Annotated in this window: 18 protein-coding genes, 1 rRNA gene and 2 pseudogenes; 17 read left to right on the top strand and 4 right to left on the bottom strand. The window is 44.3% G+C overall.

Going from position 1 to position 22,549, the window contains the following annotated elements; genetic code table 11:
- The first annotated feature begins 2 nt into the window (after window positions 1-2).
- From AC0L46_RS09415 to AC0L46_RS09430, 4 genes and pseudogenes are all read left to right on the top strand, one after another.
- Window positions 3-2,920 (top strand): annotated as a pseudogene (locus tag AC0L46_RS09415) (insulinase family protein).
- Between the two features lie 54 nt (window positions 2,921-2,974).
- Window positions 2,975-4,081, top strand: a complete 1,107-nt coding sequence (locus AC0L46_RS09420; protein WP_473503123.1) for a 1-acyl-sn-glycerol-3-phosphate acyltransferase — start codon at window positions 2,975-2,977, stop codon at window positions 4,079-4,081.
- An 18-nt stretch (window positions 4,082-4,099) separates the two neighbouring features.
- On the top strand, window positions 4,100-4,417 hold the full coding sequence (locus AC0L46_RS09425; RefSeq protein ID WP_473503125.1) for a lysophospholipid acyltransferase family protein: 318 nt from the start codon (window positions 4,100-4,102) through the stop codon (window positions 4,415-4,417).
- On the top strand, window positions 4,366-4,851 hold the full coding sequence (locus AC0L46_RS09430) for a lysophospholipid acyltransferase family protein (protein WP_473503127.1): 486 nt from the start codon (window positions 4,366-4,368) through the stop codon (window positions 4,849-4,851). The genes AC0L46_RS09425 and AC0L46_RS09430 overlap by 52 nt, the downstream gene beginning before the upstream one ends.
- Before the next feature lie 102 nt (window positions 4,852-4,953).
- Here AC0L46_RS09430 and fabB read toward each other — a convergent pair whose 3' ends face one another.
- Entirely contained in the window at window positions 4,954-6,168 is a 1,215-nt protein-coding gene (fabB, locus tag AC0L46_RS09435) for a beta-ketoacyl-ACP synthase I (RefSeq protein ID WP_473503129.1), read from the bottom strand.
- 26 nt (window positions 6,169-6,194) lie between these two features.
- Window positions 6,195-6,710: a 3-hydroxyacyl-[acyl-carrier-protein] dehydratase FabA gene (gene fabA, locus AC0L46_RS09440; protein WP_347985010.1), complete on the bottom strand. Its 516-nt coding sequence runs from the start codon at window positions 6,708-6,710 to the stop codon at window positions 6,195-6,197.
- Between the two features lie 294 nt (window positions 6,711-7,004).
- Between fabA and AC0L46_RS09445 the strand changes: the two genes are divergently transcribed.
- Window positions 7,005-7,901: an alpha/beta fold hydrolase gene (locus tag AC0L46_RS09445; protein ID WP_473503131.1), complete on the top strand. Its 897-nt coding sequence runs from the start codon at window positions 7,005-7,007 to the stop codon at window positions 7,899-7,901.
- A gap of 60 nt (window positions 7,902-7,961) precedes the next feature.
- Here the strand turns inward: AC0L46_RS09445 and ispB are convergent, their stop codons facing one another.
- Window positions 7,962-8,942 (bottom strand): octaprenyl diphosphate synthase, encoded by a 981-nt coding sequence (gene ispB, locus AC0L46_RS09450; RefSeq protein ID WP_473503133.1) that lies wholly within the window; start codon window positions 8,940-8,942, stop codon window positions 7,962-7,964.
- A gap of 282 nt (window positions 8,943-9,224) precedes the next feature.
- On the opposite strand from ispB, the gene rplU reads away from it, so the two are divergent.
- The 5 genes from rplU to AC0L46_RS09475 all read left to right on the top strand — a co-directional run bounded on the left by rplU (window position 9,225) and on the right by AC0L46_RS09475 (window position 12,647).
- Window positions 9,225-9,533 carry a 50S ribosomal protein L21 gene (rplU, locus tag AC0L46_RS09455; RefSeq protein ID WP_199469959.1) on the top strand — a complete coding sequence of 103 codons (309 nt, stop codon included), beginning with the start codon at window positions 9,225-9,227 and terminating at the stop codon, window positions 9,531-9,533.
- Between the two features lie 31 nt (window positions 9,534-9,564).
- A complete protein-coding gene (gene rpmA, locus AC0L46_RS09460; protein ID WP_265730332.1) occupies window positions 9,565-9,822 on the top strand; it encodes a 50S ribosomal protein L27 in 258 nt (85 codons plus the stop codon).
- A 106-nt stretch (window positions 9,823-9,928) separates the two neighbouring features.
- Window positions 9,929-11,119, top strand: coding sequence for an Obg family GTPase CgtA (gene cgtA / locus AC0L46_RS09465; protein ID WP_414682727.1), 1,191 nt, complete (start codon window positions 9,929-9,931; stop codon window positions 11,117-11,119).
- A 26-nt stretch (window positions 11,120-11,145) separates the two neighbouring features.
- The gene (gene proB, locus AC0L46_RS09470; protein ID WP_473503135.1) at window positions 11,146-12,270 is read left to right on the top strand and encodes a glutamate 5-kinase; all 1,125 of its coding nucleotides are present in this window, start codon (window positions 11,146-11,148) and stop codon (window positions 12,268-12,270) included.
- Between the two features lie 14 nt (window positions 12,271-12,284).
- Window positions 12,285-12,647 carry a diacylglycerol kinase gene (locus AC0L46_RS09475; protein WP_347985015.1) on the top strand — a complete coding sequence of 121 codons (363 nt, stop codon included), beginning with the start codon at window positions 12,285-12,287 and terminating at the stop codon, window positions 12,645-12,647.
- Between the two features lie 60 nt (window positions 12,648-12,707).
- Here the strand turns inward: AC0L46_RS09475 and rpsT are convergent, their stop codons facing one another.
- Window positions 12,708-12,971 carry a 30S ribosomal protein S20 gene (rpsT, locus tag AC0L46_RS09480; protein WP_347985016.1) on the bottom strand — a complete coding sequence of 88 codons (264 nt, stop codon included), beginning with the start codon at window positions 12,969-12,971 and terminating at the stop codon, window positions 12,708-12,710.
- Between the two features lie 229 nt (window positions 12,972-13,200).
- Between rpsT and murJ the strand changes: the two are divergent.
- The 7 genes and pseudogenes from murJ (at window position 13,201) to AC0L46_RS09515 (ending at window position 22,540) form a co-directional block, all read left to right on the top strand.
- A pseudogene (murJ, locus tag AC0L46_RS09485) lies at window positions 13,201-14,768 on the top strand (murein biosynthesis integral membrane protein MurJ).
- 128 nt (window positions 14,769-14,896) lie between these two features.
- Window positions 14,897-15,832 carry a bifunctional riboflavin kinase/FAD synthetase gene (ribF, locus tag AC0L46_RS09490; protein ID WP_473503138.1) on the top strand — a complete coding sequence of 312 codons (936 nt, stop codon included), beginning with the start codon at window positions 14,897-14,899 and terminating at the stop codon, window positions 15,830-15,832.
- A 27-nt stretch (window positions 15,833-15,859) separates the two neighbouring features.
- On the top strand, window positions 15,860-18,682 hold the full coding sequence (gene ileS / locus AC0L46_RS09495; RefSeq protein ID WP_473503139.1) for an isoleucine--tRNA ligase: 2,823 nt from the start codon (window positions 15,860-15,862) through the stop codon (window positions 18,680-18,682).
- Window positions 18,683-18,697: 15 nt separating this feature from the next.
- Entirely contained in the window at window positions 18,698-19,186 is a 489-nt protein-coding gene (gene lspA, locus AC0L46_RS09500; RefSeq protein WP_473503141.1) for a signal peptidase II, read from the top strand.
- A complete protein-coding gene (locus AC0L46_RS09505) occupies window positions 19,183-19,614 on the top strand; it encodes an FKBP-type peptidyl-prolyl cis-trans isomerase (RefSeq protein WP_317005356.1) in 432 nt (143 codons plus the stop codon). The genes lspA and AC0L46_RS09505 overlap by 4 nt, the downstream gene beginning before the upstream one ends.
- Entirely contained in the window at window positions 19,611-20,561 is a 951-nt protein-coding gene (ispH, locus tag AC0L46_RS09510) for a 4-hydroxy-3-methylbut-2-enyl diphosphate reductase (protein ID WP_473503143.1), read from the top strand. Before AC0L46_RS09505 ends, ispH begins: the two co-directional genes overlap by 4 nt.
- Window positions 20,562-21,001: 440 nt before the next feature.
- Window positions 21,002-22,540, top strand: a 16S ribosomal RNA gene (locus AC0L46_RS09515).
- The last annotated feature ends 9 nt before the right edge of the window (window positions 22,541-22,549 follow it).

The following is a 22,549-nucleotide window of genomic DNA, read 5'->3' on the forward strand; positions in this document are numbered from 1 at the left end:
TAATGACCAATATCAAGGCACATCCTGCGTTTACATTTCTTCGCAGTGAGTTTATTGATGCTCTTAACGTTACAGTACAGGAATTCGAACATACGGTGACTGGCGCTAAGCATTTTCATATTGCGTCAGAGAATGATGAAAACGTTTTTCTTGTCGGTTTAAAAACCGTTCCGACGGATTCTTGTGGTGTTGCGCATATTCTCGAACACACAGTATTGTGTGGTTCAGAACGTTTCCCTGTTCGTGACCCTTTCTTCATGATGATTCGCCGTTCATTGAATACTTTTATGAACGCTTTCACATCATCCGACTGGACGGCTTACCCTTTCGCGAGCAAGAACAAAAAGATTTCCATAACCTTTTGGACGTGTATCTGGATGCGGTGTTTTTCTCTCGTTTAGATCCTTTGGACTTTTCTCAAGAGGGTCACCGTCTTGAATTTGCTGAGCCAGAAAACACAGAATCGGATTTAACCTTCAAGGGTGTTGTTTTCAATGAGATGAAAGGCGCGATGAGCTCTACGACGTCTGTCTTGTGGCAAACGCTGACAAAGTACTTGTTCCCGAACAATACGTACCATTTCAACTCTGGCGGTGAGCCAACGGATATTCCTGATTTATCTTACGATGATCTTTTGGCGTTCTATCGCATACATTACCATCCTTCTAATGCTGTCTTTATGACGTTTGGTGATATTCCTGCAGACACCTTGCAAGAAGAATTCGAAGCCAAAGTCTTGAGTCGTTTTGAACGCTTAGATACGCAAGTTACTGTTCCTAATGCGAAACGTTATTTCTCGCCTGTTCGTGTTGAAGAAGGCTACGCCGCTGACGAAGTGAAAGAAGATGGCAGCCATGTGGTTGTTGGTTGGTTGTTAGGTGAAAGCACTGATCTGAACCAACAGTTTGAAGCACAACTATTATCGAGTGTGTTATTGGATAACAGTGCATCGCCATTGCGCCGTGTACTGGAAAACTCTGATTTAGGACGAGCGCCGTCACCTTTGTGTGGATTAGAAGACTCGAACAAAGAAATGAGTTTTATGTGTGGTTTGGAAGGCGTTAAAAAAGAAGACGCGACCAAAGTGGAAGCACTGATCATTTCTACGTTAGAAGACATTGCAGAGAAAGGCGTGCCGCAAGAGTCTGTGGATGCCATGTTGCATCAGTTAGAGCTAAGTCAGCGCGAAATTGGTGGCGGCGGATACCCTTATGGTTTACAGCTGATTTTGGCTGGTTTATCGACAGCGGTGCATTCCGGTGACGTGATTGCTCAGTTGGATTTAGATCCAGTGATTGAGGCAATGCGTGAAAAAGTCCAAGACAAAAACTACATTCCTAATTTGATTAAAACCTTACTCTTGTCTAACGCACATCGCGTAACTTTGACGTTAAGCCCAGATGATGCGCTTGAAACACGTAGAAATGCGGCAGAGAAAGACAGATTAAGCAAAATAAAATCAGCGTTATCTGATGAAGAAAAACAGCGCATCGTTGAACAAAGTGCGGCTTTGAAAGCACGTCAATCTCAAGTGGATGACATGAGCATTCTGCCGAAAGTCGGCTTAGAAGATGTTCCTGCTCGCTTGCCAGAATATGATAACCAAAAATTGGCAGGAGACTTGCCAATCACTTTCTACCCTCAAGGCACCAATGGTTTGGTGTACCAGCAGTTGGTCATTGATTTACCAGAATTAGACGAAGAAGAAATTGCGTATTTGCCTTTGTTCTCTTCCATGATGACGGAGTTGGGGATTGGCGAGTCTGACTATTTGACGGTTCAAGAGCGTCAAGCGCAAGTGTGTGGCGGTTTGGGTGCGTCGAACTCGATCCGCGCAACCATTGAAGATCGCCAGTCATTAAATGGTTACTTTATTTTATCAACGAAAGCTTTAGTACCGAATGTCAAAGCAATGAGTGAATTGCTGAAAGATACTATGTTGTCGGTTCGATTTGATGAAGTGGCTCGAGTAAAAGAGCTGGTGGCTCAGCGTCGTGCACGTCGAGAACAATCTATTACAGGTCAAGGTCATTCCTTGGCGATGACCGCTGCGTCTAGTGCGCTTTCCGGTTTGGCTGCACAGCAAGAAGCATGGGGCGGTATGTCCGGTATTCGCTCTGCGATTGCACTTGATGATGCCATGAAAGCAAGTGATGACGCGGTGCATAATGTATTGGCTGTGTTTGCTCGCTTGCACGGTAAGTTACTTAAAGCGAATAAGCAGCTTCTTCTTGTCGCAGAACCTCAACATGAAGCCGCTATCCTTGCGGATGTGCGTGTTATTTTCACCGATTTACCAGCAGGAACGGAAGCAAGTAAATTTGCGCTGAAGCCTGTTGATTCAAGAGTGAAGTTGGCTTGGTTAACGTCAACACAGGTAAGTTTTTGCAGTAAGGCTTTCCGTACTGAATCTGGTGAGCATCCTGATGTGGCCGCTCTTACAGTATTGGGCGGCTTCTTACGTAATGGCTTCTTACATCGCGCGATTCGTGAACAAGGTGGTGCTTACGGTGGCGGTGCGAGCTTTGATGGCAGCACAGGTTCATTCCGTTTCTATTCTTATCGCGATCCGCGTTTGACAGAAACCTTGGCGGATTTTGACGCTTCTATTGATTGGATGCTGAACGAAGAACACACAGAAGAAGCTTTGGAAGAAGCGATTTTGGGTGTGATTGGTTCTATGGATAAACCTGGTTCACCAGCTGGTGAAGCGCAGAGTGATTTTTATGTGCAATTACATGGACGCAGCTTGGCTTACCGAGAAGCGTTCCGCGCTAAAATTTTAGCGGTGACGATAGAGCAGCTTAAGCAAGTAGCGAAAACCTACTTGGTTAAAGAAAATGAAAACATTGCAGTGGTGACGTCAACGTCAAAACGTGCAGAGCTAGAAGCGTTAGGGTTTGATATTCAAACCCTGTAACGCTGACTTTTATATAACAAAAAACAGAATAGTTTTTTATTGTTGGAAAAATCAATGGATCAGTTTCACGATATACGCCCTTACAATGACAACGAAGTTGCGGAGGTACTGAATAACCTGGTTGAAACACCAGACTTTATAAACACCATTATTGGTTTTCGTTTTTCCAAATGGCCTAAGGTTTTTCATGGGCCTTTGTCGTTTATAGTGAAGCTGGCTTTGAAGCGCCAGATTAGCGGTATCTCGAATGTTCATGAGTTCCAAATGCGCGTTGCGGGTTACATGGAACGTATGATCAAGACAACTACAAGCAATGTTGAATATCGTGGTATTGAAAAGCTTGATAAAAACCAAGGTTATTTGTTCCTGTCGAACCATAGAGATATCGCTATGGATCCAGCTTTTGTCAATTATGGCTTGTATATGGCTGGCCTAAATACAGTGCGTATTGCGATTGGTGATAATTTGCTACGACGTCCTTTTGTGTCGGATCTTATGCGTCTGAACAAAAGCTTTATCGTGAAGCGTTCTGCTAATGGTATTCGTGAAATGATGGCAGCGTTTGGTCAGTTGTCTGCTTACATTTCTGAATCCTTGATGAAAGAGCAGACGAATATTTGGATTGCGCAAAAAGAGGGTCGTGCAAAGGATGGCTTAGACCAAACGGACCCTGCGATTATCAAGATGTTTTACATGAGCCAAAAGAAAGAGAAAATCCCTTTTTCCAGTGCGATGGCAAACTTGAAGATTGTTCCTGTGTCGATTTCTTACGAATACGACCCTTGTGCCTTTGATAAGGCGCAAGAGCTGTATCAGAAGTCGACAACGGGCAATTACGAAAAGGCAGAGTTCGAAGATATCGACAGTATTAAAAATGGTATTGTCGGCCAAAAAGGCAAAGTGGTTGTAACCTTTGGTGATGTTATGGACGATAGCTTTGAAACGCCAGAAGAGTTTGTGGCGGAAGTGGATCGTCAGATCATTACAAATTATGCGATACAGTCAACCAACGAAGCGGCTTATGCTTTACAGCAAGGTTTGCCGTCAACGGATAGTGCTTTCTCAAGTTACCTTGAAACTTGCCCTGAAAATATCAGAGAAACCGTGTTGGCTATGTATGCTAACCCTCTGAAGCAGAAGCAAAAATACTTGGAAAAATAGAAAAGGAGTGCGGTGTTAATGAGTGTTTGGGAATCAGCAAGATCTTGGATAGGTTCAATTGTCTTCTTTGCTTATTATGCAGTTTCAACGATTTTGTTCGGCGCTCTTGCTCCTCTTGCTACGCTGTTGTTGCCTAAAAATGCACGTCAACCAGTGTTAAATTTACATAACAAAGGTTTGTTGTGTGCGTTTCGTCTTCTGTGTGGCGTGAAGGTAGAAATAATAGGGCGAGAGAATATTGATAAAAATCGACCTGTTGTCTTAGTGGCAAACCATCAAAGCGAATGGGAAACCTATGTTCTGCAGGTGCTTATGGCGCGGTTTCAACTGTATTAAAAAAAGAGCTGCTTGCTGTACCATTTTTTGGTTGGGGGTTGCGCATGGTGAAGCCGATTGCGATTGATCGCTCTCAGCGAACCAATGCTCTTAAGCAAATCATTAGTCAAGGTAAAGAGCGATTAGAAGATGGTCGTTCTGTACTTATCTTTCCTGAAGGCACTCGCATTGCGCCAAACGAAGAGCAAGCCTTTAATAAAGGTGCAGCAATGTTGGCGACGTCTGCTAATGTGCCGATTTTACCTGTTGTTCATAATGCTGGCTATACATGGCCTGGTAGACGCTGGCGTAAATTTCCTGGGTCAATCCGAGTTGTGATTGGTTCTGTTATTGAGTCTGAAGGGAAGAAAACCTCAGCGTTACATGAGGAAATGGACACTTGGATGCGTGCTGAAATGGCCAAATTACCAAAAGGGAATAGCTCTTTAGACTAAGGGTTGTCTAGGGCAAGACTAATTAAACGCCTACTTATTTTAAGCAATAAAAAAGCCGCATTTGAAATGCGGCTTTTTTGTGACTAGATTCTCGCTAGAGGATTAAGCTTCGTATTTTTTGAATACTAAGCTGGCATTTGTACCGCCAAATCCAAAGCTGTTAGACATGATGTATTTAAGATCAGCATTGTCTTTACGAGTCGTTACTACAGGAATGTTGCCCGCAGCAGGATCAAGGTCATCTACGTTTGCTGATGCTGCGATGAAGTTGTTTTCCATCATTAGCAAGCAGTAAATTGCTTCGTGTACGCCTGCAGCACCCAGAGAGTGACCAGACAAAGATTTTGTTGAGCTAATTAATGGAATCTTGTCGCCAAATGTTTCATTAACAGCTTGAAGCTCTTTCATGTCACCGGCAGGAGTACTTGTACCATGAGTATTGATGTAATCGATGTCGCCATCAATAGTGCTCATTGCCATTTGCATACAACGAACCGCGCCTTCACCAGAAGGAGCAACCATGTCGTAGCCATCGGATGTTGCACCGTAACCTACAAGTTCTGCGTAGATTTTTGCGCCACGAGCTTTAGCGTGTTCTAACTCTTCGATAACCAACATACCGCCACCGCCAGCGATAACAAAACCATCACGGTTTGCATCGTATGCGCGAGACGCTTTTTCTGGTGTTTCATTGTACTTAGAAGATAGTGCGCCCATTGCATCAAACATACAGGTTTGAGCCCAGCTTTCTTCTTCGCCGCCGCCAGCGAAAACAATATCTTGCTTGCCTAGTTGGATTAACTCCATAGCGTTACCAATACAGTGTGCACTGGTTGAGCAAGCCGATGTGATTGAGTAGTTCACACCTTTGATTTTGAATGGTGTTGCTAGACAAGCAGATACAGTACTTCCCATTGTTTGGGTAACACGGTATGGACCAACACGTTTAACGCCTTTTTCGCGTAGTGTGTCTGCTGATTGCACTAGGTTATCAGCGGATGCACCGCCAGAACCTGCAACCAAACCAGTGCGAACATTGGAAACTTGTTCTTCTGTTAAGCTAGCATCAGCGATTGCTTGTTGCATAGATACATAAGCATAAGTTGCTGCTGGACCCATGAAACGACGTACTTTACGGTCAATTTCACTGTCATCTAAGTCAACTCGGCCAGCAACATGGCTACGGAAGCCATATTCTTTATAGTCTTCGACGAAGCGAATACCAGATTGCCCTTCGCGCAAGGAGTTTAGAACGCTGCTTTTGTCATTGCCTAGGCAGCTAACAACGCCAAGACCTGTTACTACTACACGACGCATAAGTGTGCCTCTTTCATTCTTAATCTTTAGAAGTTGTCTGTTGATGTGAACAAACCTACACGCAAGTCTTTTGCTGTGTAAATCTCACGCCCGTCAACTTTAACGCTACCATCTGCGATACCCATTACCAACTTACGCTCAATAACGCGCTTAAGTTGAATGTTGAAAGTAACTTTTTTCGCTGTTGGTAGAATTTGACCTGTGAATTTCACTTCGCCGGAACCCAAAGCACGCCCACGTCCTTTGTTACCTTTCCAACCAAGGAAAAAACCAACTAGTTGCCACATTGCATCTAAGCCAAGACAACCAGGCATAACTGGGTCACCTGGGAAGTGGCATTCAAAAAACCAAAGGTCAGGGTTGATATCTAGCTCAGCGATGATTTCGCCTTTGCCATATTCTCCGCCTTCGGCAGAAATGTGAGTAATACGATCCATCATAAGCATATTGCCAACAGGAAGTCGGGCATTACCTTCACCAAACATTTCGCCGTAGCCGCATTTTAATAGTTCGTCTTTTTCAAAAGATGAAGCAGTAGTCATTGTATTCCTATATCCACATCCAGAATGACTTAAAAGTAGTCAGGTGGATTTGTGTGGTCCAGTTTGCAGTATAAAATCTAGCTGATTATATCGGTTCGAAGCCTCAATATGAATGTTTGAATGTAAAAAAACCAAATTACCTGCATGAAAAATGATCATTTTGCTTTTGTTTTTCATGTTTTGCCGAAAGTATGTTGCTTTTGGGCGATTTTTTGGCTGTTTGATATTACTATTTGGCCAGTATTTTCTTTTTAAGATATTTGCTTCGGTAATGTCTGATGTTTGAGATTTTGTATGGCGAGTAAAGAAAAAATAGATTTCGTGACTTGGAATAGCTCATTAGAAGATGGCTCTATTCAAGGCTACTTGAGCCGTAAAAACGACACTGAGCCAAGTATTCATTTCCTCCACGGTAATGGGTTTTCTGTCAAAACCTATTCTTGCTTTTTGGGAAAACTGGGAGCGTATAATTTAATTTTACAAGACGCGGCTGGTCATGGTGGATCAACAGCGGGTAAGCGTTTTGTTGGTTGGAATAAAACGGCGACACGCTTCATTGATTCGTTGAAACAGCAGAAGTCTGCATTACCGGATACCAGTTTGATTGGTATGGGGCATAGCTTTGGTGGCTGTGTGACGGTACTGATGAACGATCAAAAACCATCTACTTTTGATCGCATGGTACTTTTGGATCCGGCTATTTTCCCGCCTCGATTAATCTGGATGATGCGTGGTGTTAAGTTGGCAGGCCTGAAGAGTCGAGTGCCATTGGCGAGGCAAGCAAAGCGCCGTCGTACTCAGTGGGAAAGTTATGCTCAAGTTAGAGGAAACTTCTTTGAAAGAGGTACCTTTAAAGGTTGGGAAGACGAGTGTTTGGATGATTATATTTCTTCGTCAATTAAATGCGATGAAAATGGACATTATCAACTAGGTTGTCCTACTTGGATGGAGGCGGCAATTTTTTCAAGTTATCCACAAGGTTTGTGGCGCGCTATAAAGAATATCTCCGTGCCTACCTACATAGTGCAAGGTAAAGAGACGTTTGATTATTTCAAGGAAGCTTATCGTTTGGCTGCCAAGTTGAACCCTAATATCACGGTTGTGGAAGTCGATGGCGGGCATTGCTTTATGCAGCAACACTCTAGTTTGTCGGCAGAGGCGGTAATGGATTTGCTGAAAGAGGAGAAATAGGAAGAAGAGCGGAAGCCTTATCTGCTCTTCTCAAATGTTCCTATGTTCCTCTTGTGAATTCTAGTTGCGTCTTTTAACAGATGCGTGAGCTAAGGAAATGAGTGCTGTTTTGTATGCTGACTCTGGTAACTTGTCGATGGAACTAATAGCCATGTCAGCTTGCTGCTGAGCTTTTTTCTCAGTGTATTCAATAGCACCGCAAGCTTGAACATCTTTAATAATGGTGTCTAGTTGCTCTAAACCGCCAGTAAGGATAGCGTTCTTAACTCTGCCAGCTGCTTCTGTACTGCCATGCTTCATGGTGTAGATGAGAGGTAGAGTCGGTTTGCCTTCGGCCAGATCGTCTCCCACACTCTTGCCCATTTCTTCTGCTGTACTTGTGTAGTCCATAACATCATCAATGAGCTGAAAGGCTGTGCCGACATACATGCCGTATTGTCTGAGTGCTTCTTGTGTTTCGCTATTTGCATTGGCAATGATGGCACCACAAAGTGCTGCACCTTCAAAAAGCTTTGCCGTTTTGTACTGAATTACTTTTAAGTAGCTTTCTTCTGTTGTGTCTGGGTCGCCACAGTTAATGAGTTGTTGTACTTCGCCTTCGGCAATAACGTTTGTGGTTTCTGCTAATACTTTCATGCATTGCATGCTGCCAACATCGACCATAATTTGGAAGGCGCGAGAATACAGGAAGTCACCAACAAGAACGCTAGGAGCATTTCCCCATTCTTCGTTAGCGGTTTTTTTACCACGGCGCATGTCTGATTCATCAACAACATCATCGTGTAGCAATGTTGATGTGTGGATAAATTCGATGATGGTCGCCATTTGTATGGCTTGGTGTTGTTTTTCGCTATTCAGCTCTTCGCTTGCTTTGGCGGCAAGTAAAACCAACAAAGGTCGGAGTCTTTTGCCTCCATTACTAATGATGTAGTAACCGATTTGCTCGATAAGAGGGATGTCACTACTCAGTTGCGACACTATATATTCATTTACTTGGCCAAATTCATTGGCCACAACATCATGTATTTGTGTAGGTTGCATGCAATTTCCGAAGCTAAATTATCTCGAGCTGATCAGCAAGTTTGCATCATGCTAGGTAAGGCTTGTGTCAGGGTCAACCCAAATTATGAAAAATCTCTAAAGACCTTGCTTTTTACTTGTATTGGCTGGTTTGATTTTGTACAATCTCGCGTCCGATTTACCCACATTTTGCTCCCTATCATATGGTTAGTGCTTTTTGTCCGATTCGGTCAGAAAAATATTGCCACTAGAAGTAGGTCAAATTCAATTTCAGTAGCCGGGTAAATCTTATTGGAGAAGAACATGTTTGCAGTGATCAAAACTGGCGGTAAGCAATACCGTGTAGAAGAAGGCCAAACCCTTAAGGTTGAGAAATTAGCTGTTGAAGAAGGTGGCGCGATTCAGTTCGACGACGTTCTTCTTGTAAGCAATGGCGACGACGTTAAAGTTGGCGCACCAATTGTAGAAGGCGCTAAAGTAACAGCGGAAGTTGTTGCACATGGTCGCGGAGACAAAGTGAAAATTTTGAAATTCCGTCGTCGTAAGCACTCTATGAAGCGTATGGGTCACCGTCAGTGGTTCACAGAAGTGAAAATAACTGGCATTAACTAAGCGCTAACTATTCAAATTTAAGGAGTAAGTCATGGCTCATAAAAAGGCGGGTGGTAGTACTCGTAATGGTCGCGATTCCGAGTCGAAACGATTAGGTGTCAAACGTTTTGGTGGTCAAGTTGTGATCCCAGGTAACATTCTTGTTCGTCAGCGTGGTACTCAGTTCCACCCTGGTGCAGGTGTTCAAATTGGTAAAGATCATACTTTGTTCGCTGTTGTTGAAGGCCAAGTGAAGTTTGAAGTGAAAGGTAAGTTGAAGCGTCGTACAGTTTCTGTCGTTGCTGCTTAATCGCTTACTAAAAACTTAAAAAAAGCTCCGCGACGCGGGGCTTTTTTTGGAAGAATTCTATAATCAGTGTCTGTTGATTCTGATAATCCACCGAAGAGGTGTATCTGTGAAATTTGTTGATGAAGCCAGTATCTATGTAAGAGCAGGTAAGGGCGGTAATGGTTGTTTAAGCTTTTGGCGCGAAAAGTTCGTAGCGAAAGGTGGTCCTGATGGTGGTGATGGCGGAAATGGCGGCAGCGTAGTCTTGGTTGCTGATGATGCTCTTAACACCTTGATCGACTTCCGTTTTACCAAAAAGTACATTGCCGATAGTGGTGAAAACGGCCAAGGCCGTGATATGACTGGCTCAAAAGGGGCTGATCTTGAAATTAAAGTGCCTATTGGAACAACGGTGATCGACGAAGATACCGGAGAGACTCTAGGGGATCTTGTTCGAGATGGTCAAAAGTTAAAAGTAGCTCAAGGTGGTCATCATGGTTTGGGTAATACTCGATTTAAGTCGAGTACTAACCGTGCGCCAAGACAGACAACGAAAGGTACGGTTGGTGAAGAGCGTACTCTTAAGCTAGAAATGAAGGTTTTGGCTGATGTTGGTTTGTTGGGTCTACCTAATGCTGGTAAATCTACTTTCATCCGAGCGGTTTCTTCTGCTAAGCCAAAAGTGGCGGATTATCCTTTTACAACGCTTGTTCCAAATCTGGGTGTGGTTAAGGTTAAAAAGCATCAAAGCTTTGTTGTTGCTGATATTCCAGGGATTATTGAAGGTGCATCTGAAGGTGCTGGGCTTGGTATTCGATTCCTGAAACACTTGGTTCGTAATCGTATCTTATTGCACATCGTTGACTTGGCTCCGTGGGATGAAATTACGCCTGCTGAAGCGGCTGTTATTGCAGTAAATGAGTTGCATCAATTTAGTCCTGCACTTGCTGAACGTGATCGCTGGTTGGTTCTAAATAAAGTCGATATGGTTCCAGAAGAAGAGCTTGAAGAGCGTTGTCAGAGTGTTATTGATGCACTTGGTTGGGAAGGTAAAGCGTATCGAATTTCTGCTATTTCCGGCGAAGGCACAGAGATCTTATGTTTGGATCTGATGACTGCATTGGAAGAGCAGAGAGAATTGCTGGCAGAAAGTGAAGAAGCCCGCGAGAAAGAGAAAGCAGTTCGAGCTCTGATCGATGAAGAAGGTCGAAACCGTATCATGTCATTGCGTGAGAAGCGTCGCAAAGCTGGCCAAGCTTTGGATGACGACGATTTTGACGATGATGATTACGATGTTGAAGTGGAATACGTTAGCTAGTTTGATTGGTGGGTAGAAGTAGAGTCATGATAATGCGAGAGAAGATTGCAAAGGCGCAGCGTATTGTTGTCAAAATTGGCAGTGCACTGTTGACGAATGATGGACAGGGATTGGATGTTGCTCGAATTGGTCTTTGGGTGGCGCAAATTGCCCAATTACGTGAGCAAGGGAAAGAAGTGGTTTTAGTTTCCTCTGGATCAATTGCTGCAGGTATGAAGCGTTTAGGCTTTTCTTCTCGACCCACTCAAATTAACGAATTGCAGGCTGCGGCTGCAGTCGGTCAAATGGAGTTGGTGGGTGTATATGAATCCTTTTTTGAAAAGCATGATTTGTGTACGGCGCAAATTCTACTGACCCACGACGATCTGTCGAATCGTCGACGCTATTTAAATGCACGATCTTCGTTGAGAACACTGCTTGGGCTTGGTGTTGTACCTATTATTAATGAGAATGACACGGTTGTAACCGATGAAATTCGATTCGGAGACAACGACACGCTTGGTGCTTTAGTAGCAAACTTAGTAGAAGCGGATTTGCTGGTTATCTTGACGGATCAGCAGGGGTTGTTTGATAAAAATCCGCGTGACTATGAAGACGCAGAATTGATCTCTCATGTTCTGGCGTCGGATGAGCGTTTGGAGTCGATGGCAAGTGGTGGTGCTGGTGTTTTAGGTAGCGGCGGTATGCTGACGAAAATTCGAGCGGCTCGTTTGGCGGCTCGTTCTGGAGCTGACACCTTAATTGCTTCTGGTCGTGAGGAAAATATTCTTCTTAAAGTGGTTTCTGGTGAGGCTTTAGGTACTTGGCTTGAACCGGATTATTGTCCTCAAGCGGCACGTAAGTTGTGGCTTGCAGGTCATCTTAAGAGCCGAGGTTCTTTGGTATTGGATGCGGGTGCAGTAAAGGCGCTTCGTCAGGAAGGAACGAGCTTGTTGGCTGTTGGTGTTAAGGATGCTGAAGGCTCTTTTTCTCGCGGAGACATGGTTATCTGTGTTGATGAGCGCGGTGGTCTTGTTGCACGTGGCTTGGTCAATTATAGTGTGGCCGAGACGTTGAAGCTCTTGGGTCAACCGTCCTCTAGTATCGGTGATATTTTGGGCTATAAAGGTGAGCCTGAACTTATTCATCGAGATGATTTGGTCATTATTTAAAAGAAGAGGTTGTCATGGCTAAGCCTGGGAAAGTGGGTTTTGACCGAGTTTTCGGTGCTATGAAGTACTCGTCGCAAGGGTTGCGGGCTCAGTGGAAACACGAAGCGGCCTTCCGGCAAGAAGTTTGTTTGTTCTTATTTGCATTGCCTTTTGCTATTTGGCTTGGCGACAGTGGCTTGGAGCGAGCGGTTCTGATTCTCTCCGTTGGCTTGGTGCTAATTGTCGAGACGCTGAATTCTAGTGTTGAAGCTATCGTTGATAGAATTAGTCATGAGCATCATGAGCTTTCTGGTCGAGCGAAGGATTTGGGTTCTGCAGCGGTAATGCTGGCTTTAATTTTGGCGGGTATTGTGTGGTTGGTTATTTTGCTTGGTTAGCCACTAGTGACTGTTTTGAAGATATAAAAAAACCGGCAGCTGCCGGTTTTTTTATAGGTATTAGGCCAGTGCTTTGATTTTAGCACTCAAGCGACTCTTATGACGAGCTGCTTTGTTTTTATGGTATAGGCCTTTGTTAGCGGCTTTATCTAGCTGAGAAGTCGCTAGAACGTAAGCTGCTTGTGCTTCAGTTTGGTTGCCTGTTTCAATAGCTGCATCTACTTTTTTCAAGTAAGTACGAACCATAGAGCGAATGCTACCATTGTGAGCGCGGCTTTTGATTGCCTGGCGCGCACGTTTTTTTGAACCTGCGGAATTTGCCACGGTCTGGCTCCTTTGTTTAATACATGAAACGACACAGCAATTTGCTGAGTCGTGAAATTAATGTCAAGTTTTAACTTTAAAATCTCGCGGCGGATTTTACCAGTTTTTTGCGCTGCCACAACCCTATAATGCAAAAATAGTCAAATGAGTTGCGATATTTGGCTGCGCTCTTGTGTCGGCAGGTGGTATTCTTTGTGTTATCTATCCTTTGTGTGTGCTGTCAAATTGTATGTCTGAAATAAATCCCACGCCCGATAAGGCACGTAAGTCTTTGTCTTTGTTACGTTCTGGTATTTTGGTTTCTATCTGTACCTTTCTTTCCCGTATTTTAGGCTTGGTGAGGGATGCGGCATTGGCTTATGTTTTGGGGGCAAGTGGCAGTGCGGATGCATTTTATGTGGCTTTTAAAATTCCTAACTTTTTCCGACGTTTGTTTGCTGAAGGTGCTTTTGCGCAGGCATTTGTTCCTGTCCTAAGTGATTATCGTATAAACGAAGGCAAAGAAGAGGTTCGTGCGTTAGTTGCCGCTGTCACAGGTTCGCTGTCTTTAGTTTTGTTGTGCGTCACCGCTGTATTTATGCTGTGTGCGCCTTGGGTTGTCTATGTGTTTGCGCCAGGCTTTGCTGGAGATGCCAGTCAATCCGCATTAACTGCCGATTTGTTGGTGATTACTTTCCCTTATTTGTTGTTTATTTCTTTGACGGCTTTGGCGGTGGGATTTTGAATGCGCATGGTGAGTATGCGGTTCCTGCGATTACGCCTATTTTTCTGAATATCTCTTTAATTGTTGCCACTGTGTTTTTTGCCCGCTCAGCGGCTCAAGCTGAAGTGGCGGTTGCTTGGGGGGTGTTCTTTGCGGGCTTGATACAGTTGATGTTTCAAGTGCCCTTTTTGGCAAGACTGCATTTGTTGCCAATGCCAAGATTCGGTTTTCGACACTCAGGTGTAAAGCGGATCCTTCTTTTAATGGGGCCTGCTTTGTTTGGTGTCTCTGTTAGTCAGATTAATTTGTTGTTAGACACTGTTTTAGCTTCCTTCTTGCAAACAGGCAGCATCACTTGGTTGTATTTATCTGATCGTTTATACGAGCTGCCTTTGGGGATTTTTGCGATTGCGATCAGTACGGTTATTTTGCCTTCTTTGTCCCGTAGTTTTGCTAGTGGTGAATCCGGTGGCTTTTCAAAAACATTAGATTGGGCTTTGCGTCTTTTGCTGCTTATTGCGATTCCATCTGCTCTGGCTTTGTTTATGTTGGCTGAGCCTCTGATTGCAACCATTTTTTATCGTGGTGAATTAACCGTGCTCGATGTGGAAAAAGCTGCGCAGAGTTTGCAAGCTTATTCTTTGGGTTTGGTTTTTATGATGCTCATTAAGGTTTTGGCGCCTGGCTATTACTCTCGACAAGACACAAAAACACCTGTCCGCATTGGCATCATCGCAATGGTGTCGAATATGGTTTTGAATTTGATTCTTGTTTGGCCGCTTGGGCATGTGGGCTTGGCATTAGCGACAAGTTTGTCTGCGGGGTTAAACGCGTTTCTACTTTGGCGCGGTTTGCATAAGCAAGGTCATCATGTGTTTTCCAGTGAATGGCGTAAGTTGTTGCGAATATTGGTTTGTGCAACCTTGGCGTTAGGGGGCTGTTTGTTCTTTTATCTTCAACAAGGTTGGTTGTGGACGCAGATGAGCGATGTGCATCGAGTTGGCTATATCTTGTTGATTGTTGTTAGTGGTGTTTCGGTTTACGGCTTGGTTGCCGTGGCGGCGGGGTTACGTCCATCTATTTTGAAACATTAGTAACTTTTGATTTATGAAGTCGGTTTGCACGGGTTGTGCAAGTTCTGGCCTACCTTCATCTTGTTAACTGCTATATAATCGCGGTTATTTTTTCTGATGCTGGGTTTAATTGTTTTGTACGGGGTTCTATGGAGTTAATTCGCGGTATTCATAATATCCGTTCAAAGCATAAAGAATGTGTGCTGACGATTGGGAACTTTGACGGTGTGCATTTGGGGCACAGTGCTATTTTGGCGAGAGTCAAATCTCTGGCGAAACAATATGATGCTCCGGCGGGGATCATGATCTTTGAGCCTCAGCCAAGAGAGTTTTTTGCACCTGAAGTTGCTCCTGGCCGCATTGGTCGCTTGCGAGATAAAGTGAAGTTATTGGAAGGGCAAGGCATTGATTATGTTCTTTGTATGCCTTTCAACCCGAAATTACAGCAGCTAAATGCTCAGGCGTTTTGCCAGCAAATTTTGTTGGACGGTTTGACAGTGAAGCATTTGGTTGTTGGTGACGACTTTCGATTTGGTTGTGATCGTCAGGGTGACTTTGATTACCTGCAAGAATTTGGCAGTCAGAATGGTTTTGATGTTGAAAATACACCTTCTGTTTTAAATGCATTAGGTGAGCGTGTTAGCAGTACCTTGGTAAGAAGTGCGCTTGAAAATGGTGACATTTCTGCAGCACAAGAAAATATGGGACATTCCGTGTCTTTGAGTGGCCGAGTAATACATGGCCAACAATTAGGGCGAAAGCTTGGTTTTCCAACAGCGAATGTTCATCTAAAAGGAATTAAATCTGCGTTATCTGGTGTGTATGCTGTGACGCTAGACGTTGACGGTATGTTGCATAATGGCGTGGCGAATATCGGTGTTCGACCGACTGTTCAGGGTAAAACGCCAATATTAGAAGTACACCTATTCGATTTTAATGGCGACTTGTACGATAAGTATGTGCAAGTGACTTTTTGTCAGTTTATTAGGTCGGAACGAAAAATGGCCAGCTTAGAAGCGCTGGAAAAACAAATTCAATGTGATAAAGAAGAGGCGTTACGTTTCTTTGTCCAATCAGTGAACTGATGATCTTTGAGGATAAGTTGATAAACCATGAGTGATTATAAACCGACACTGAATTTGCCAGATACTAGTTTCCCAATGCGTGGAGATTTGGCAAAACGTGAGCCTGCAATGTTAAAACGTTGGCAGGATATGGATCTGTATAAAAAAGTACGTGATGTAAGTAAAGGCCGTAAATCTTTTATTCTTCATGATGGCCCTCCGTACGCAAATGGCAGCATTCACATTGGTCATGCGGTTAACAAAATCCTCAAAGATATTATTGTTAAGTCTAAAACCGTTAGTGGCTTTGATGCGCCTTATATTCCTGGTTGGGATTGTCATGGTTTGCCGATTGAGCACAAGGTTGAGCAACTTATCGGTAAAGCTGGCGTTAAAGTATCCTACAAAGAGTTTCGCGCGAAATGTCGTGAATACGCTTACACGCAAATTGAAGAACAGAAAAAAGATTTTATCCGCCTTGGTGTAATGGGCGATTGGGAAAATCCGTACCTAACCATGAACTTCCAAACGGAAGCCAATATAGTTCGAGCTTTGGGCAAAATTGCTGAGAATGGCCATTTGGTAAAAGGCTTTAAGCCAGTTTACTGGAGTGTGGTTGGTGGTTCGGCTCTAGCGGAAGCGGAAGTGGAATACCAAGATAAAACATCTTTGTCATTGGATGTGCGTTATGCGCCTAAAGACGAAGCGGCGTTATTGGCTAAGTTTTCTGATGTAGAAGGCGAAGGAAAGGTTTCTGTTGTTATCTGGACGACAACTCCTTGGACTCTACCTGCAAGCCAAGCTGTTTCTGTTCACCCAGAATTTAACTATGCGCTTGTTGAAGTGGATATGGGCTTAGGCAAAGAGCGCTTGATCGTTGCTGAAGATATGGTTGAAGGCTTGATGGCGCGTTACAGTGTGTCTGATTTCCGTATTGTTGGTCGTACAGTGGGTGCTGAGTTAAAAGGCACTTTGCTAGATCATCCATTCTTGGAGCGCGATATCCCCGTAATTCTTGGTGAGCACGTAACGACAGAAGCTGGTACAGGTTGTGTTCATACAGCACCAGATCATGGTGTAGATGACTTTAATGTTGGCCGTGAAAATGGCATTGGTACGATCAACCTTGTTCAAGACAATGGTGTGTATTCCGATGCGGCTGGCGAATTTGCTGGTTTGCACGTTTATAAAGTGGATGGTGCTATTTTAGAAGCGCTTAATCGCAATGATGCTTTGGTGTTTGAATCGAAGATTTTCCACAGTTACCCACATTGTTGGCGTACAAAAACACCGCTTATCTTCCGTGCTACGCCACAATGGTTTATCAGCATGACCAAAGAAGGTTTGTTGGATGCGGCTAAACACGCTGTTGAAGGTGTTAAATGGGTGCCAAGCTGGGGACAAAACCGCATGGAAGGGATGTTGAATAACAGCCCTGACTGGTGTGTGTCTCGTCAGCGTACTTGGGGTGTGCCGATTGCTTTGTTTATCAACAAAGAAACGCAAGAGCTTCACCCTGAAACGCCTCGTTTAATTGAAGAAGTAGCGAAGCGTATCGAAGTAGAAGGTATCGACGCTTGGTTCGAAATGGAAGCAGAAGAGTTGTTAGGTGCAGATGCGGATAAATACAGCAAAGTCACTGATACGCTCGATGTTTGGTTTGATTCTGGTGTAACGCATTATTCTGTTATCGATCAGCGTGAAGAGCTAAGCTTCCCAGCAGATTTGTATTTGGAAGGTTCTGATCAGCATCGTGGCTGGTTCCAGTCTTCTTTGAAAACATCGATTGCTGTTCGTGGCGTGCCTCCGTATAAGCAAGTACTTACTCACGGTTTCACTGTTGATGGTGATGGCCGCAAAATGTCTAAGTCTTTAGGGAATGTCTTATCTCCTCAAAAAGTGATGGACACTTTGGGGGCAGACATCATTCGTCTATGGGTTGCAGCGACAGATTACACAACTGAGATGACGGTTTCTGACGAGATTCTTAAGCGTGTTGCTGACTCTTATCGCCGTATTCGTAATACTGCTCGTTTCATGATGGCGAACTTGAATGGCTTTGATCCAGCAAAAGACATGGTTCCTGCTAGTGACATGCTTGCATTAGATCGTTGGATTCTTGACCGTGCTTCCTTGTTGCAAAAAGAATTGGACACAGCTTATAACGAATACCAATTCCACACGGTTAATCAGAAAATTCAGAACTTCTGTTCGGTTGATTTAGGTGGTTTCTACCTTGACGTAATCAAAGACCGTCAATACACAACGCAAGAAAACAGCTTGGCTCGTCGCTCAGCACAGACTGCTTTGTATCACGTTATGGAAGCCTTCACTCGTTGGATTGCGCCAATTTTGAGCTTTACTGCCGATGAAATTTGGCAAACATTACCGGGTAAGCGAGGAGAGTCAATCTTCTTAGAAACTTGGTATGAAGGTTTAGAAGAGTTCTCTGGCGAAGAAAAATTAGGTCGAGACTTCTGGAAGCATGTTCTTGAAACGAAAGTCGCTACTAATAAAGTGATCGAGGCTGTTCGTGGAGAAGGTAAGATAAAAGCGAGTTTGAGTGCTGAGATCACCTTGTATTGTGATGAAGCATTGCAGACAACACTGAACCTTTTGGGTGAAGAGTTGCGATTCGTTTTAATCTCCTCTGATGTGAAAGTATTGCCTTTAGGTGAAGCTGGAGCGGATGCGGTAGATACAGATCTAGAAGGCCTAAAAGTACATGTTGCATTGAGCGAAAATGCTAAGTGTGTTCGTTGCTGGCATCACCGTGAAGAGGTTGGCAAACGTGAATCTCATCCAGAGCTTTGTGATCGTTGTATCTCTAATTTACCGGATGGGGAAGGTGAACAACGCCTGTACGCATAAATGACAGTCTCTACTATGTTTAAAAGAGTTCAGCGCTGGTGGGCGCTGGCTCTTATTTTGTTCGTATTAGATTGGGTGACTAAGCAAGCTGTTGAGGCGTATTTGTCTTATGGGCAGGAAATTCCTCTGTTGCCGTTTTTTGATCTGACGCTTAGATACAACACGGGTGCCGCTTTTAGTTTTCTTGCGCAAGCTGGCGGCTGGCAGCGTTGGTTTTTCTCTGTGATTGCCTTGGCGGTTGTGGTGGGGATTAGTTGGCGGTTGATTAAGATTGCGAATGAAAATCGCTGGGAGGCGTTGTCTCTTAGTTTTATTCTCGGCGGAGCCATTGGTAATTTATATGATCGACTAGTTTATGGTCATGTAGTGGATTTTATTCAACTGCATTGGCAGCAGTCTTGGTATTTTCCTGCTTTTAATGTGGCAGATAGCGCAATAACGGTTGGTGTTATTTTGATGTTGCTTGAAAGCTTTTTTGTTAAGAAAACAGAAGGTGGCAAATGAGTGTAATTACAGAGAGTAGCCGAGTGACACTTCATTTTGAATTGTCTCTTGAAGACGGTTCTATTGTGGATTCTAACTTCTCTCAAACGCCTGCAAGTTTTGTGTTTGGTGACGGAAGTTTGTTGCCTGCATTTGAAGAAGCGCTTTTAGGGATGTCAGTAGATCAAGAATCCTCATTGGTTATGCCTCCAGAAAAAGCCTTTGGCGTTCACAACGAAAGTAATATCCAGCGTATGCCTCGTTCTCAATTCGCAATGGATTTAGAAGAAGGTATGGTGGTTTCTTTTGCGGATATGAGCAAAAACGAATTGCCTGGTGTGATTGCAGAGATAGGCGACAAAGAAGTTGTGGTGGATTTTAATCACCCATTAGCGGGTCGTTCGCTTACTTTTAAAGTGCGCATTGTCGCAATAGAGGATGCAGCATGAGTTTTGCTATTCAGCTTGCGAATCCTCGCGGCTTTTGTGCTGGTGTTGATCGTGCCATTGAAATTGTTAATCGTTGCTTGGATCTATTTGAAGCACCGATTTATGTGCGCCATGAAGTTGTCCACAATAAATTTGTTGTTGAGTCATTAAAAGCACGCGGAGCAGTATTTGTTGATGAGCTGGATCAGGTGCCAGACGACCATATTGTTATCTTTAGTGCACATGGCGTTTCAAAATCGGTTCGTGACGAAGCGACTAATCGAGGGCTAAAAGTTTTTGATGCAACTTGCCCGCTTGTTACTAAGGTGCATTTAGAGGTGCTTCGTTACTCTCGTGACGGAATGGAATGTATTTTGATTGGTCATGATGGTCATCCAGAGGTGGAAGGGACCATGGGGCAATATGATAATCGACAAGGTGGCGCGATTTACCTTGTTGAAACACCTGAAGATGTGGCTAACCTAAAAGTCAAAGATCCAGAGCATTTGGCGTTTGTGACTCAGACTACTTTATCAATGGATGACACTTCAGTCGTTATTGATGCATTGCGCCGTCATTTTCCAAAGATCCGTGGTCCTAAAAAAGATGATATTTGCTATGCAACACAGAACCGCCAAGATGCAGTAAAAACATTGGCTGAAACATCTCAGCTTGTGTTGGTTGTTGGCTCTGTTAATAGTTCTAATTCGAATAGATTGAAAGAATTAGCGGAGCGAATGGGAGCTAAAGCTTTTCTGATCGACAATGCTAGTGAAATTAATGTCAATTGGTTCGATGGTGTGTCGAGTGTTGGTGTCACCGCGGGGGCATCGGCTCCTGAAGTTCTGGTTAATGAAGTGATATCGCGATTAATTGATGAAGGCGGTAATGTGCCTGAAGAATTGCAAGGTAGAGAAGAAAACGTTTCTTTTTCTATGCCGAAAGAGCTTCGTATCGTTGAAGTGTAGTTTTTAAGTATTCAGAAAGCCCTGTTACTTAGCTGTAGCAGGGCTTTTTTGTTATGGTTTGATCAAAAAACACTCTAAAAAGGGTGTTTTTGTTTGTTAAGTGAACAAAAAGGGTTGGTTGTTAAATTAATCGTCTTTTTTGTCAGAAAAGGGTTGCACAAAATCTGTAGATCCTTAATATACGCCCTCGCTGACACGGACAGGGCTTAGCATCTTAATTAGGTTTAAGAGGTTAAGTGGCTTAAGTGTAACGGCAACGCTCTTTAAAATAGATAATCAGATAATTTGTGTGGGCGCTCGCTGGAGACTTCAGAAGATCGGCTGCTGACTTTTAGTTAGTAAGTTGATCAAAAAAATTGAAGTCTTACGAGACGTCAAACACGTCAATTCGCTTTATAAGTAAATTGTTAGTGTTTCGATACTTGAGTAAGCAAACTTTTTAACTGAAGAGTTTGATCATGGCTCAGATTGAACGCTGGCGGCAGGCTTAACACATGCAAGTCGAGCGGAAACGATGATAGCTTGCTATCAGGCGTCGAGCGGCGGACGGGTGAGTAACGCGTAGGAATCTGCCTAGTAGAGGGGGACAACATGTGGAAACGCATGCTAATACCGCATACGCCCTTAGGGGGAAAGGAGGGGATCTTAGGACCTTCCGCTATTAGATGAGCCTGCGTGAGATTAGCTAGTTGGTGGGGTAAAGGCTCACCAAGGCGACGATCTCTAACTGGTCTGAGAGGATGACCAGTCACACTGGGACTGAGACACGGCCCAGACTCCTACGGGAGGCAGCAGTGGGGAATATTGGACAATGGGCGCAAGCCTGATCCAGCCATGCCGCGTGTGTGAAGAAGGCCTTAGGGTTGTAAAGCACTTTCAGGAGTGAGGAAGGGCGTTTGGTTAATACCCAAATGTTTTGACGTTAGCTCCAGAAGAAGCACCGGCTAACTCTGTGCCAGCAGCCGCGGTAATACAGAGGGTGCAAGCGTTAATCGGAATTACTGGGCGTAAAGCGCGCGTAGGTGGTTTGTTAAGTCTGATGTGAAATCCCAGGGCTCAACCTTGGAATGGCACCGGATACTGGCAGGCTAGAGTACGGTAGAGGAGTGTGGAATTTCCTGTGTAGCGGTGAAATGCGTAGATATAGGAAGGAACATCAGTGGCGAAGGCGACACTCTGGACTGATACTGACACTGAGGTGCGAAAGCGTGGGGAGCAAACAGGATTAGATACCCTGGTAGTCCACGCCGTAAACGATGTCTACTAGCCGTTGGGTTGTAATGACTTAGTGGCGCAGCTAACGCAATAAGTAGACCGCCTGGGGAGTACGGCCGCAAGGTTAAAACTCAAATGAATTGACGGGGGCCCGCACAAGCGGTGGAGCATGTGGTTTAATTCGAAGCAACGCGAAGAACCTTACCTACTCTTGACATCCATAGAACTTAGCAGAGATGCTTTGGTGCCTTCGGGAACTATGAGACAGGTGCTGCATGGCTGTCGTCAGCTCGTGTTGTGAAATGTTGGGTTAAGTCCCGTAACGAGCGCAACCCTTATCCTTACTTGCTAGCAGGTTATGCTGAGAACTTTAAGGAGACTGCCGGTGACAAACCGGAGGAAGGTGGGGACGACGTCAAGTCATCATGGCCCTTACGAGTAGGGCTACACACGTGCTACAATGGCGTATACAAAGGGCTGCGAGCTAGCGATAGTGAGCGAATCCCATAAAGTACGTCGTAGTCCGGATTGGAGTCTGCAACTCGACTCCATGAAGTCGGAATCGCTAGTAATCGTAGATCAGAATGCTACGGTGAATACGTTCCCGGGCCTTGTACACACCGCCCGTCACACCATGGGAGTTGATTGCTCCAGAAGTAGCTAGCTTAACCTTCGGGATGGCGGTTACCACGGAGTGGTCAATGACTGGGGTGAAGTCGTAACAAGGTAGCCCTAGGGGAACCTGGGGCTGGATCACCTCCTTAAACGATAGA

Source organism: Marinomonas sp. 15G6-16, from assembly GCF_055809555.1.